Here is a 14,097-nt window from a genome sequence, read left to right as displayed (position 1 = left end):
AGCAAAGAGATTGTAGGACTAAACATTGTCACTTTAATACTTGCTATTGTATTGGGCTTTGGTGTGCATATTCCAATACATTAAATAATGCTTAAAATAAATGGATAACGTTTCGTTTCCCTCTTGCGCAATTCTTCTGGCACCTTGCTGATTAACAGCTAACCACTTGTACCAGTCTTTTATTTTGAGTTTTTATTGATTAAAAAACGGAGGTTGCCATCCAGCATTACCTCCGCTATTAACTAATCATTAACTAATGAAATCTTTTGTCGCATTATTAAAGTAAAAAATTTCATTGCCTTTCAATTACAAGTATCTTATTCAATCCATATTAAACCAACTGTAGCTTATGGCTTAGCTGTTTCTGGCATTAAGATAACACGTATTAAATTTTCGCCGCTTAAATATTTAGAAGCCATATCCTTAATGCTTTCCGTAGTTATGTTTTTCATTATTACACCATGGTCATTGATCTCGTCAATATTTTCGCCATTCAAAATCTGATCCGTAAGGTAGTTTGACCAAAAATCGATCTTTCTTAATTGTGTTTCCAGCATACGATCTTCTTCCGCTTTAAATTTAGACAAGTTGGTATCTGTCGGTCCTAGATTTCTTAGCTTAGCCACCTCATCGATCGCTGAAGCAATTAGCTTATCTACATTGGCCGGGGCACATCCGAAAGAAATATTCAAGGTGTAACGTGGAACCGGGATTTTCGAATATCTTACAATTACCGATGGAGAATAAACCCCACTTTCTTCCTCCCTTAATCTTTCAATTAACCTAATCTGTAAAACTTCAGCCATGGCATCCATAGCTAAATTATTGCTTGCATTATAGGCGTAATCGCCACTAAAAATTAATCTTACTGTGGCCTTTCGTTCCAAACCCTTATAAATAATTTTGGTTACCTGACCAGCAGGCGGACGGATTCCTAAATCCTTAGGTTTCTCATTTTTATAGGTGGATGGTAAAGAAGCAATATATTTTTCAATAAGCGGCTTAACCTTAGCTACGTCGAAATCGCCTACAAATGTAAAGGTAAAGTTAGCTGCATCTGCAAATCGTTCTTTAAAAATTTCATAACTCCGGTCATAATTGATCTGGTTTAATTTTTCGAGATTTGGTGGGCTTCTGCGTGGACTATTATTGCTTAAAACATTGTTTAATGTATCGTAAAAAACGTTTTCAGGATTATTTTTTCTATTTTCCAAACTTGCTTTGGTTTGGGCAATATATTTATCAAACTCAGCAGGATCCTTTTTGGGGTCGGTAAAATAGAGATAAGTCATCTGTAACAAGATTTCTAAATCATCAGGTGATGCTGCGGCCTGTATACCTTGGCTATAATCTGTAATGGATACACTGGTCGCGACAGAACTTGACGATACATATTTGCTTAGATTTTTATAATTATAGTTTCCCAAGCCCGATTTCGATACCAAATAAGAAGCAACATTTGCTGATTCATACTCTAAATCACTATATAATGAGCTTCCTCCTGGTGCGAATACTTTCACTAAAATGGTATTGGCCGCAAATTTGTTTGGTTTAAGAATTACTTTTGTACCGTTACTTAAGGTAAGTTCTGTAGCTTCAATAGCCTTCAAAATAGTTGTTTTTACAATTTTTCCGGGCAATGGTTGTTTACTAATTAAGGGCTGATCTGTAAAATCACTCTTGTAAGGAACTAGCGTCTCATTTTGGACCGATTTCATCCAGTTATTAACAGTTGCTTCATCTGGCAAATTGGTTTTCTCTTTTTCTGGAGCGGTAATGATAATATCGCGATGGATCTTACTAATGAATTTCAGGCCCAACTTGTTCACATCAGCTAATTGGATGGTTGGCATTTCAGCTAACATCATCAATCTTTCCTTTTCTATGCCTGGGGCAGCATTATCATGTAAAAAATAGTCCAGGTATTCTTTTACATATCCATCAGAGTACGCTGTAGTTTTCTGTTTATAATTGTTTTCAAACAATTTTAATGAATTCTTTTTTGCTCTATCAAGTTCAGCTACACTAAAACCATATTTTTTTAATCTTTCTATTTCACGCCACACTGCTTTAAAGCCACTTTCCAATTCTCCTGGATTGGCGGCAACTCTTAAGGTAAAAGCATCTAGGTTTCCTACAAAGCCTCCGATAGAAGCGCCACCCCCAAGAAAAGGCGGACGAGGTGCTTCAGCTAATTCACGATAACGATCTCCTAACATTACGTTGAATAAATTTTTGACCATAAAATCCCGATAATCTGCTGCTGTTTTCAATGGGTGCGCCTCCTGCTTAATGAGCACCTGTAACTGAGTAGATGTCATTTCAGGGTCGGTAACTTTCACAAAATTACTGTTGGTTGAAGGTGTAATTTGATATTTAGTCCTGACTTTTTGATTTACTGGATTTTGCAGGTCTGAAAATTTACGCTTGATCTCTTTTTCAATCTCATCAACATTGATATCGCCTACTACAATTAAGGCTTGTAAATTTGGTCTGTACCAATCGTTATAAAATTGAGCTAGTGTTTCTGGCCTGAAATTATTTAATACGGTATCCAAACCAATGGGCAAGCGTTTACCATAGCGAGAATTATTAAACAATACTGGAAAATATTTTTGCTGCATTCTTTGTGCAGCACCCTTACCAAGTCTTTTTTCTTCTATAATTACACCTCGTTCTTGGTCAATTTCTCCAGGATCAAGCAAAGCTCCCTTTGCCCAATCACGCATAATCTGAATGCCGTTACTTAGTATTTCAGGTTTGTCGCTAGGCAAGGGCAATTGATATACAGTTTCATCAAAGCCAGTATATGCATTAATGTCAGCACCAAACCTCACCCCAGCTTTCTGAAGATAATTTACCAGTTCGTTTTTTGGAAAATGGGTGGTGCCGTTAAAGTTCATGTGTTCCATAAAATGAGCAAGTCCCTGTTGGTCGTCATTTTCTAGTATTGAGCCTACTTTATTGGCTAAATAAATGGTAACCCTATTTTTTGGGGAATTATTTCTCCTGATAAAATAAGTAAAGCCATTAGCGAGTTTACCAGTCCTAACAGCAGTATCGAGCGATAATTTAGCCAATGAATTACTTTTTACAGTATTTTTTGGCGGACTTACTTTGGTTTTATTTTGAGCACTTACTAAAAGCGCACAAGTGATCAAAATAGCAGCGAAGGGCCACCCTTTGATAAATATTTTAATTTGCATATTAGATATATTTTTTTGCCTTGAACAGTTGTAAATAATAGAAGGATTGTATTTGATTGTTTCCTATTTATTGAAAACCTCTTTTAGTTTTTTATTTAACTCCTCACCCCTTAAACTTTTAGCGATGATCTTGCCATCCGGATCAACCAGGAAGTTTTCGGGAATAGAACCTACACTATATCTTACCTTCGCTTCATTTTGTCTTTTAAGGTCAGACAACTGCTTCCAAGGCAATTTATCTTCTTTGATAGCTTTAATCCAGTTGTCTTTAATCTCATCTAATGACACGCTTAAAATCACGAGATTTTTGTCTTTATACAAGTTATATTGTGCTAAAACATTTGGATTTTCATCTCTACAAGGATGGCACCAAGATGCCCAAAAGTCGATAAAGACATATTTCCCTTTAAAATCGGAGAGTTTAACTATTTTTCCATTCTGATCCGGCTGGGCAAAATCTGGAGCAATTGATCCCACATCTACCTTTTTCCACTTTCCCAACTTTTCCAGATAGTTCTTTCCTTCTGGAGAGATTTTTATTTCAGCAGAAAGACTATTAAATAGTGGCTCAACTACATTAAGATCTGGAATACCTCGCGACAAACTGTAGTTTAATTCTGTTAAGCTAACCAATGAGTTAGGGTGTGCTTTAATAAACTGGATACTCACAGCCTTTTGCTTATCATTATAAGCCATACTTGTTGGATCCCCTTTAATTGTTTGCTTCAGTTTAACTAGCTCATTTTGGTCATCATTCAGTGGTGTTCCTGAAAAAAATATTTTTCCAATTGAATCCAAATTATTGGCCTTAATATCGCCGGGTTCTAACCAAAGACGTACCATAAAAGCCATAGGTTTAGGAGTTCCCTCCACCTCATCAGGAATAACCATTAAACTGGCCTGCCCCTTTTTATTGGTGGTTCCCGATATCTTGATCATTCCATCTTTTACCTGTGCTATATTTTTCACAGGCTTACCGTCTTCAAAATATTGAAGCGTATAAGTTGCAGGTTTATTGGTTTTTCCTTCTATAATAAATGTGCTGTTAACTTGTGCAACTGAAATTAGCGGGCATAGGATTGCAATTAAAATAATTAGCTGTTTCATTGGTGTTTTAATTAGGATCTTGTTAAAGCTTCTAGCTTGATAAATAAAATCAAGCTAGAGTTTTAGCAAGATAAGGTTAGTAGGTATTTTGTTTAATAGCCCCTGCACCGTTATTAATATCAGTTTGAGGTAATGGAGAAGCGAAACGCCTTGAATTTGCAGGCAGCGTATACAGTTGAGTAGGCTGAGTATTTTGTACAGCCGATGGTGTATAGGGATAAAAAATTTTGCTAATTACCGCTACATCGTCAGCTGGATAGCTATTTGTATTAAACCTACGAATATCTGCCCAACGTTGCGCAAATGGAAGTTCACGACGACGCTCCTGCAAAATAACAGCAATAGCCTGATCTGGGTTGACCGCAGCTAAAGGTGCTGTCCCTGTAACTGTCCGCTTGCTATAAAGCAAATTTACGGTTATCATGGCACCACCAAAATCACCGGTTCTGGCCTGGCATTCTGCCTTGGTCAAGATCATTTCGGCTACAGTAGGTCCCTCAGGTATTTTCGTTTCTGCAAAAAACACATAGCCAGGATAGTTAAATGATGGACTTGTTAATCCTTTTTTATACGAAAAACCTTGGGTATAATGATATTTATAACGAAGATCATTATTTTGATCGTAAAGGTTTAACAATTCTTGGCTAGGGATAAACCATTGCGTAGTATTGTGAATAAGCCTATAATATAATAATTCTTTCCAAGCGAACGCATCCGTCGGATCGTTTCCAGCCTCTCTATTGTGGGTATACGGAAATGTTAAGGTTACCGTTCTGGCATTTGGCGTACTTGGATCAATGGAAACTGTAGATGGTGTACCAAAACTCATTTCCGTATTATAATTGATCAACGTGCTATATAAGGAAAGAGAAGCATTGGCATAAGTGAGTGCCTTAACATAATCATTCCTGTTGAGGTAATATCTTGCTGCAAAGGCATTCGCAGCCGCAGAATTTGACCTCCATGGACGAGCTCTTCCATTTTGCACCAAAGGAACCGTAATTTTTAGGGCTTCCGTAAGATCTGCCTCGATCAATTGATAGGTCTCAGCCAATGAACTTCTAGCAGGCACATCATAATCTGGAGTAGTTTTGATCGGCAATCCAGGTTCATTTTTATTGGCTTCGGTATAGGGTAAACAATAGGTTGTAGCCAGTTGCCAATAGCTGTATGCCCTGATCAAATAAGCATCGCTTTTCAAATTCGCTTTTTCTTCTGCTGTTCCCGTTACTTTATCAACGTTGTACAAGACAAGATTGGCATTGAATATTTTAGCATACTCGCCAGTCCAAAAATTTGTACCACTAAAGTCAGAAACATCCCGGTTGGCCAGATCAGTTTTATCCCACAAGGTAAATTCAATTTGTGGTATGGTAAATGTAGTTGGTCTTGCATTGTAGAGCGCTACAGAGAAGCCATTATCATCGGTTCCGTTGATGGTTATATTATTATTTTCTTGGTTAAATAAGCTATAGTTTTCTAATAATGCATTTAAATCTGAAGCGTTTTGAATAAGTACCGAAGTTCCCTTAGATGGTTTTTCATTCAAAAACTTTTCACAAGAAGTAAAGCAAGTGGTTGCCATCAGTAAGATGACGGTTAAATATAATTGATGTATTGATTTCATGATTCTAGGAATTAAAGTTGAAATTTGATGCCAAACGTATACTGCGCTCTTGGTCTAACCGTACCAAAACCAGTTAAAGGATTTGTTGGGTAATCTGGATCAATACCCGTATCATTAGCTAACCAGGTATATAAGTTATTACCTTGAAAGGTAAGCTGTGCACCACGTACATGTACCTTGTTCAATAATTTAGCTGGGATATTGTAGCTTAAATTAAGTTCCTGTAAGCGAATTAATGAGGAACTAACATAGTTATAAGACAAGTAAGGGTAAAAAGTTATCCAGCTATTAAATGTTGCATCATTAGGGTTACTTGGTAAGGTTAAAATTTGGTTGGGGTCTCCGTTGAGTACTTTTGACAATTGGTTATTCGGAGGTGTTGTACGACCTGAACTTGGGTAATTAAAAAATTGCGATCTGAATATGCCCCCAGCCCTTGCAGTTACAATAAACGACAAATTGAAATCATAAACTTTGAACGAGTTTGTCATACCGAAATTGTAGGGCGCATCCTGTGGTCCTAATCTTTCCAAGAATCCTCTTGCATCGCCAACTGGAGCTGATGTTAAACTAGCGGGACCTGATGGGCCTTGTACAGCTGGAGCATTTGGCCCACCTGGAATAGAACCTGGGAGAACCAGACCAAGGTATTTATAAGCCCAAACTGTGGTTGCACTGTAACCTTCCACATAAGATGCGGAGCCTCCATTTACTAGACTGAATGCCTGATAATTGGTATTAAAAAGTCGTGTAATTTTATTACTGTTATATGAAGCGTTGAAACTTCCGTTCCAGGAAATATCAGCACCCTTTATAGGTAAAGAAGTACCCAAAGTAATTTCTATCCCACGATTGGTCATGGCTGCATTATTAAATTTCTGTGTAGTTGCACCAACTATGGAAGAAACCGGGATTTGGGCAATAAGATCTGTTCCCTTTTTCCGATAAACATCAATTTTTCCATATAATCTGTTGTTTAGTACGGCATAATCTAAACCCAGGTTTAATGTTGCAGTTTTTTCCCAGGTTAACGTCGGATTCCCCTGATTGGCAACAGTAGCGGTAAAGGCATTGGTATATTGGTTTGGAGTACCTGCTAAATTAAGAAGCGTAAATGGACTGGTCGAGTTATCTACGTTCCCTGTCCGCCCATAAGTAGCACGCAAAGTTAGCCTATCTAGCCAGGAAATATTTTTCATAAAATTCTCACCGATTATATTGTATCTCAATCCCATTGAAAAAAATGGAGAAGAGCGATATTCAGGATCTGCTGCGATTAAATTGGAGGCATCGGTGCGATAACTGCCAGATAAGGTATATTTACCTTTATACGTATAGGCTGCATTAGCAAACACTGAATAAAATTTTTGAACGGAATAACTAAAACTATTGGTATACTGAAAACTATTAAATCCTTGAATATTGGTGCTTACAGCTGGCAGAGGAGTTCCTGGGCCATACGGAAAAGTACCTACCGTTAAAGTCTTATCATTATAACCAAAAGTAGTAGGGTTGGTAAAGGATTGGCCTACCGATCTACTGATTTCGGTACCAGCAACGGCATTAATTTCATGATCGTTGCCAAAGGTGCGAGAAAAATTAACTTGGTTTCTAAAATTATAGGCTTCTGTTGTAGTTCTGCTTTGATCTAAAGTGCCTCCCAAGGGAAGGCTTGGCGAAACAGTACCTGTTGGCTGTAAGTTCCAGAATGCCGATTCGTTAATTCTTTGTCTTGTTCTAAACGTTTTATCGCTTTGATAAATTTTACCAATAATATTAAAATTTTCATATTGAATTTGTGGATTATAAGTTAATCCATTTAATATTTTGAAAACTAAACCAGCTTGTAGGCGACCTATCATGTCTTTTTGCGAAAAATCACGTTCATTGATTTCTTGTATCGGATTATAAGAAAATGAATATGGAAATTTCGATAGGGGTACAAAACGATCTAATATGGGCTGATAATATTTGTGAACATCCGTTAAAGAACCATCGGGTTTTTTTAGCAATTCATAAGGATAAATCCCCTGAATATCTCCAGTACCCACCCCATTAGTAGTCGCTTTTTGGATCTGAAAAGTTGAAGACAAGTTAAAATCAAGCCATTTGAAAATATTAGCCGATGCACGATAATTTACAGCATATCTATAATTGCTAGTACCCTGAAAATTTGATTGTACTTGCTCGGCAAGTATAGAAACCAAATTATTGATATTCTTACCCCCTCCAGATAAGGTTAAATTATACTGATGGGTGGTCGGGTTAGCTAACAGCTCGTCAGTTATCTGCTTTCGGTTATCTTGGCTGCCTAACTGATTTAAATTAGTGGCTAACTGTGCACTTGACAAAAAACCCAGATAGTTTTCGTTAAGATTTATACTCGCCTCGTTTTGCTTAAAATAATTATTGGCATATGAGTTTGTTAATATTCTTGCTCCCCATTTCTGAAAGGCAAATTGTTCATAAGCCACTGTTTCTGAAGAAGGCGCAAAACCAGTCAAGTAATCTACGTCCACTTTACGTGCTAAACTGGTAAATGCTGAAAACTCAATCTTAAGTGGACTGTTATTTTTCCCTTTTTTAGTAGTAATTACAATTACACCATTGGCTGCCTTTGCACCCCAAACTGAAGAAGCAGCCGCATCCTTCAATATATCAATACTTTCCACATCGTTTGGGTTTAATGTAGAATAGATATCAATAGCTCCTTTAACCGGAAATCCATCTACGACAACTAATGGTTGGTTACTAGGTCCGCCATTAAACGAACCGGCAAACAGTGTTGATTGGCCACGTACTTTAATGTTTGGCCTCCCATTAACATCTAAAGATACCTGCATGCCTGCCGTAGTACCAATTAATCGTGACGCAATGTTAACGGATGGTTTTTCTAATTGCTCCTTTTTAATGTTGTCATAAGCGCCAGTTATACGCTCGGCAGAAATCTGCTGATAACCTGTATTAACTACATTCACGGTTTGTAATACAGTAGGTGCCCTTTTTAAAATAATCTGTTCATTGATGTCTGCATTTGAAGCATTGAATATTATTTCCTGCTTCTCATAGCCAATGGAAGTAATGGTCAATTTGTATACCCCTGCACTAACATTCACAAAGCGAAAATCACCAAAATCGTCAGTTATAGTAATAAAACTTTGGTTGCCTTCCAATCTTACTGTAGCGCCTATTACTGCACCAGCTGAGTCAACTACCCGACCTTTAACTACAATTGCTGTGATAAAAGCCCTAGACAACTTTTCTGTCAACGTTTCAATCTTGGGAGACACGACTACAGATTTATCTTCAATAGAGTATTTTAATGGCTGAGCATCAAAGATCTTTTCCAGTACATCTTTCAGTTCGGCATCCTTCAAGTTTAAATTAACTGGCCGAGCTCCCTTTAAAGTGGAGGCACTAAATAGAAAATCATAGCCAGTTTGCAACCTTATTTCATTAAACACTTTTATCAATGGGGCATTCTTCTCATTCAAGGTTACTTTTTGCGCAAACGAATTTGCACTAACCTGTAAGATAGCTGTGATCAACAATAGCATAATTAGCTTCATAATCAACAGAATTTTATTCGTACAGCCATGAGGCGGCACAAAATTTTTATAGTAAAATTTGTACATTTGTTTAGTTTGGTTGATCGTGAGACCCTTACTTTTCCAGAGAGACAGGTAACACGAGGTTCTTAAATAGTTGAATAAATTTTTAAGACATCCATTCAAAGTCATTCTGGTTAGCGCCAGATTGGCTTTTTTTTGTAGGAGTATTTTTTGTAAAATTATTGCATCACAATTATCCTCCTTCCTTCAATTCTTAAGTGTGCTCCACCTGCTTTTTGAAGCATTTTTAGAACCGAACTTAAATTTTTGGATCGCGATATTTTACCATAATAAAGTTCCTTGGTAACTGTACCCTCATATTTTATTTCTACGTCATACCATCTCGACAATGAAAACATAATATTTTTGATATCTACTCCATTAAAAATAAAGTCGCCATTTTTCCACGCTAAAACTTCCTGTATGTCCGCCTGCTTTGTCACAATATTATTTTCTTCTAAACTGACAATCCCCTGTTGACCAGGATTAAGAATTTCTGTTCGTAAACCACTTTTTATCTTTACACCCCCTTCTAATAAGGTAGTTTTTACATTAGGTTCATCTTTATAAGAATTAATATTGAAATGAGTTCCCAACACTTCAACAGTTTGATTATCTGTTTTTACTACAAATGGGTGTGCTTTATCTTTTGTAATCTCGAAATATCCTTCTCCTTTTAAAGTTACATACCGTTTTTTTAATGATGCGAACGTTGAAGGATAGGTTAGCGATGATGCAGCATTAAGCCAGACTTTAGAACCATCTGGTAGATTTACAATGTATTGTTGTCCATTCGCTGTTGACATAGTATTAAACTCTGGCCTTTCAGTACCAACATTTTTGATGGTATATATTAGTTCGCCTTTTAGTGATTTGGTAATGATTACTCCCTGTTGTTCTGCAAGTTTTCCTGTTGCCGCATTACTTAGTAAAATCTTTTGCCCATTTCCCAATGTAAGGGTAGCTGAATTAATGCCCGGATTTGCATCATAAGCATAAATGGTTTGTTTTTCTTTTTCATCGTATGATCTATAGAAATAAAAACCAATTCCAACAACCAATATAACCGAAGCAGCAGCTATAATCCGAGGCCAAAATTTGGCACGATAAGGTATGGTCTTCTTGATGTGACCATATTTGAAAATGTACGATAACACATTTTCCTTTTGCGTTTCATTAAGATCTTCATCGGTTAAATCAATGCTTAAAACGTCAGGTAATTTGGCTAATAGTTCTTCTGCGTACAGTGGATCAAGAACATAATTGAATAACTCTTCCTTTTCAACTGCCGATATTGTTCTTTCAAATTGAAGTTTGACTAACTCCTGAAGTCTTTCTTTTGATAGTGTCATTAATATTAGCTTAGATTTAAGATTAACTTAACTTTATAATACTATTGACAAAGATTCTAGATGAAAGGGGCAGTCAGTTTATCTTTTTTAGAGGAAATAATTTTAACTATTTGATATTCAACGATATTATTTAAACAACACCGCAAAAAACAAGGGGTAGGCAACCGCATGCTTTCTAAAATGCTCCCTAATATTTTTAAGTGCCTGTTTCATGTGTGAATGAACGGTTTTAGGTGAAATGTTCATTTTTAGGGCAGCATCATCGTATTTTAATCCCTCCAAATGGCAGAGATCATACACAATACGTTGCTGGGGAGGGAGGTTATTCAAAGCCTCATGAAGTATTCTAACGGTTTCGTTGTAATCCAATTGAAGCATGGTCGAGTTATCGTTCTCCACAAAATCCCTTTTAATTTTAAGACTAGACTTTGCCTCGAAAGCAAGTTTACGAAGCACATTGAAAGAATGATTCCTAACTAAACGATTAAGGTATGCGCCGAAATTTTGAACTTTGGCTAGCTTTTCCCTACCAAGCCATATTTTAAGAAAAATATCCTGAACAATTTCCAATGCAAGCGTTTCAGAATGTGTGAGCTTACTTCCATATTGATAGACATAGCGTTCATAATTTCTAAATAGAATCGTAAATGCATTTTGTTCCCCTTTTGCTATTCTAGCTAGAATTTCTGCTTCATTAGGAAGTGGGTTAACTGCCATTTTTTAATTATATCCTAATTTTAAATATACAAAAACCAGTGCCAATAATAGCTATAATTATTCAGATTCCCAGTTGGCCCCATCTGATGATGAAGTATGAGTACCCATCAAGCAATTACCTGCCTGTTTACATGGATCTTGCTTTCTCATGTTCCTTCCTCTTACTAGTTTTAATTTGGGAAGGTGATATTGATTTACAAATTTTCGGTTTTTTTGCTGGCTTTTTCTTCTCTGTTATTGGTTTCGGATCGATCAAGGTATTCAACTGTTCCCTGAACAGATAGCCAATCTGCTTTTTGATTTTCATGACATCGATGCTGTAGACTATAGAGCGACAGAAGAAGAATGCAATGAGAAAATATCCAGACTTGAATCACGATTACGTGATCTAAATGTGGAAAATTCGACGTTAATTGACTTAAGCCCATTGCAAAAGAGGCAATTAATAGCCTACGTTTATTGGACGGATTTTATGAAAAAGCCATCGTTGAGGGCAAAAGATACCTAGTAGAGATGTTACTTCCTGAAAAAGTGGCCTATGGTGCTATGTATCGAACACCCTACAAGAACTTGGCGATGAAGCTTATCTATTTAAAAAATAAATAGTTACGAGCAAAAAAAAAGGACAAATCCATTCGAAAATGTCTTTGTCCCATAAAGGGTGGCTGATGGGGCTCGAACCCACGACCCTCGGCACCACAAACCAATACTCTAACCAACTGAGCTACAACCACCGTATTTTTTAGTATCACAAAAGTACGACTTTTAATATTTCCTGCAAATATTTTTTCATAAACAAATGGCAACTAATTTTAATTAGCTATTATTCAATTATTTGAATTTTAAATAATTTGTAAAGAAGAGGCAAAAGCCACTATTTTAAACCTAAAAACATAACTTTACACCCTTATGATCGAGATTTATACAGATGGTGCAGCAAGCGGAAACCCTGGCCCAGGTGGGTACGGAACAATTTTACGATCGGGTAAACATGAAAAAGAACTTAGTGGCGGTTTTAGAATGACCACCAACAACCGTATGGAATTACTTGCCGTGATTAAAGGTTTAGAAGCATTAAAAAGCCTGAACCAGCAAGTTACAGTTTACTCTGATTCTAAATATGTTGTTGATGCAGTTGAAAAAAAGTGGGTTTTCGGTTGGGTGACAAAAAATTTTAAAGATAAAAAAAACAAGGACCTGTGGTTGAGATTTTTGGAATTATATAAACTACACAAAGTAAAATTTATTTGGATTAAAGGCCACAACGATCATCCTGAAAATGAACGTTGTGATAGGCTAGCTGTCGCAGCATCACAAGACAAACAAAACTTATCAATTGATACTTTTTTTGAAGTAGAACGAAACAAACCAACTTTATTGTAAAATCAATCAATACCGCCTATAATTCCTAAGTTTTCTAGCTGCTCTTCAACTTTGCCATTTAAAGGTTTTGGCTTACCTGTATAAATAAGCATCATTTCTTCCGCTTTTTCAACCATAGCTTTAGATCCTATAAAAATTGGTACACGCTGATGTAGTTCTGTAGGATTGATATCTAAAATACGTTCAAAACCTGTGGAAGCCTTACCTCCTGCTTGTTCAATTATAAAGGCCATCGGATTACACTCATATAATAATCTCAATTTACCATTTGGCGATCTGGATGTTGTAGGGTAAATATAAATACCACCTTTAATTAAATTTCTATGGATATCGCCAACCATCGAGCCAATATAGCGAGACGTGTAAGGGCGTTTTGTTGCATCATCTTCAACCTGGCAATATTTTATATATTTTTTTACTCCATCAGGAAAGTGCACATAATTACCTTCATTTATAGAATACATAAAACCTATTTCAGGCATTTTCATCTCTGCATGAGATAAGCAAAATTCTCCTATGGACGGATCTAAAGTAAACCCATTTACACCTTTACCAGTTGTGTAAACCAACATCGTAGATGAACCATAAATAATGTAACCTGCAGCAACTTGTTCAGTTCCTTTTTGAAGTACATCATCTAAACTTGCTTTACCATCAATTGATTTGCGACGATAAATAGAAAAAATAGTACCAACTGCAACATTAACATCTGTGTTAGAAGAACCATCTAAAGGATCGATACAAACAATATATTTTGCATTTTGAGATACAGGCGATTCAATATGAATAATTTCATCTTCTTCTTCTGTAGCCACAATACAACATTCGCCACCGCTAGTTAAAGCAGCAATGAATTGCTCGTTCGCATAAACATCTAATTTTTTTTGTTCTTCACCTTGGATATTCGTTGTACCAATATCGCCAAGTATATCCACTAAACCAGCTTTGTTAACCTCGCGATTAACAATTTTAGCTGCAATGGCAATATCTCTTAAAAGCCTTGATAATTCGCCTTTGGCATAAGGAAAATCTGCTTGTTTTTCAATGATAAACTGTCCTAATGTTTTTACTCCACATACCATACTTAGTGTACT

Annotated in this window: 8 protein-coding genes and 1 tRNA gene; 1 reads left to right on the top strand and 8 read right to left on the bottom strand. The window is 36.5% G+C overall.

Annotation, left to right across the window (positions count from 1 at the left end):
* Nucleotides 1–347: 347 nt before the first annotated feature.
* From IEV50_RS08595 to IEV50_RS08565, 7 genes are all read right to left on the bottom strand, one after another.
* On the bottom strand, nt 348–3,206 hold the full coding sequence (locus IEV50_RS08595) for a M16 family metallopeptidase (RefSeq protein WP_188413098.1): 2,859 nt from the start codon (nt 3,204–3,206) through the stop codon (nt 348–350).
* Nucleotides 3,207–3,269: 63 nt separating this feature from the next.
* Nucleotides 3,270–4,313, bottom strand: coding sequence for a peroxiredoxin family protein (locus IEV50_RS08590; protein WP_188413096.1), 1,044 nt, complete (start codon nt 4,311–4,313; stop codon nt 3,270–3,272).
* Nucleotides 4,314–4,389: 76 nt separating this feature from the next.
* Nucleotides 4,390–5,940: a RagB/SusD family nutrient uptake outer membrane protein gene (locus IEV50_RS08585; protein WP_188413094.1), complete on the bottom strand. Its 1,551-nt coding sequence runs from the start codon at nt 5,938–5,940 to the stop codon at nt 4,390–4,392.
* 11 nt (nt 5,941–5,951) lie between these two features.
* Nucleotides 5,952–9,575, bottom strand: coding sequence for a SusC/RagA family TonB-linked outer membrane protein (locus IEV50_RS08580; RefSeq protein ID WP_188413092.1), 3,624 nt, complete (start codon nt 9,573–9,575; stop codon nt 5,952–5,954).
* 155 nt (nt 9,576–9,730) lie between these two features.
* Complete coding sequence (locus IEV50_RS08575) at nt 9,731–10,903, bottom strand: FecR family protein (RefSeq protein WP_188413090.1); 1,173 nt, start codon at nt 10,901–10,903, stop codon at nt 9,731–9,733.
* A 126-nt stretch (nt 10,904–11,029) separates the two neighbouring features.
* Nucleotides 11,030–11,620: an RNA polymerase sigma factor gene (locus IEV50_RS08570; RefSeq protein ID WP_188413088.1), complete on the bottom strand. Its 591-nt coding sequence runs from the start codon at nt 11,618–11,620 to the stop codon at nt 11,030–11,032.
* Nucleotides 11,621–12,280: 660 nt separating this feature from the next.
* Nucleotides 12,281–12,354: transfer RNA gene (locus IEV50_RS08565), tRNA-His, on the bottom strand.
* A gap of 175 nt (nt 12,355–12,529) precedes the next feature.
* On the opposite strand from IEV50_RS08565, the gene rnhA reads away from it, so the two are divergent.
* Nucleotides 12,530–13,003 (top strand): ribonuclease HI, encoded by a 474-nt coding sequence (gene rnhA / locus IEV50_RS08560; protein WP_188413085.1) that lies wholly within the window; start codon nt 12,530–12,532, stop codon nt 13,001–13,003.
* A 2-nt stretch (nt 13,004–13,005) separates the two neighbouring features.
* On the opposite strand, the gene fbp is transcribed toward rnhA, so the two are convergent.
* Nucleotides 13,006–14,085 carry a class 1 fructose-bisphosphatase gene (gene fbp, locus IEV50_RS08555; protein WP_188413084.1) on the bottom strand — a complete coding sequence of 360 codons (1,080 nt, stop codon included), beginning with the start codon at nt 14,083–14,085 and terminating at the stop codon, nt 13,006–13,008.
* Nucleotides 14,086–14,097: the final 12 nt, after the last annotated feature.

This window comes from Pedobacter mendelii, assembly GCF_014635725.1.
Lineage (GTDB): Bacteria > Bacteroidota > Bacteroidia > Sphingobacteriales > Sphingobacteriaceae > Pedobacter > Pedobacter mendelii.
The sequence above is the reverse complement of the archived record's forward strand: the minus strand, read 5'-3'. Positions and strand labels throughout refer to the sequence as shown.

Excerpts from the sequence above, each read along its gene's own strand:
- IEV50_RS08570 (WP_188413088.1), bottom strand. The coding sequence starts at position 11,620 with ATGGCAGTTAACCCACTTCCTAATGAAGCAGAAATTCTAGCTAGAATA.
- IEV50_RS08580 (WP_188413092.1), bottom strand. The coding sequence starts at position 9,575 with ATGTACAAATTTTACTATAAAAATTTTGTGCCGCCTCATGGCTGTACG.
- rnhA (WP_188413085.1), top strand. The coding sequence starts at position 12,530 with ATGATCGAGATTTATACAGATGGTGCAGCAAGCGGAAACCCTGGCCCA.
- IEV50_RS08585 (WP_188413094.1), bottom strand. The coding sequence starts at position 5,940 with ATGAAATCAATACATCAATTATATTTAACCGTCATCTTACTGATGGCA.
- IEV50_RS08590 (WP_188413096.1), bottom strand. The coding sequence starts at position 4,313 with ATGAAACAGCTAATTATTTTAATTGCAATCCTATGCCCGCTAATTTCA.
- IEV50_RS08575 (WP_188413090.1), bottom strand. The coding sequence starts at position 10,903 with ATGACACTATCAAAAGAAAGACTTCAGGAGTTAGTCAAACTTCAATTT.
- fbp (WP_188413084.1), bottom strand. The coding sequence starts at position 14,085 with ATGGTATGTGGAGTAAAAACATTAGGACAGTTTATCATTGAAAAACAA.
- IEV50_RS08595 (WP_188413098.1), bottom strand. The coding sequence starts at position 3,206 with ATGCAAATTAAAATATTTATCAAAGGGTGGCCCTTCGCTGCTATTTTG.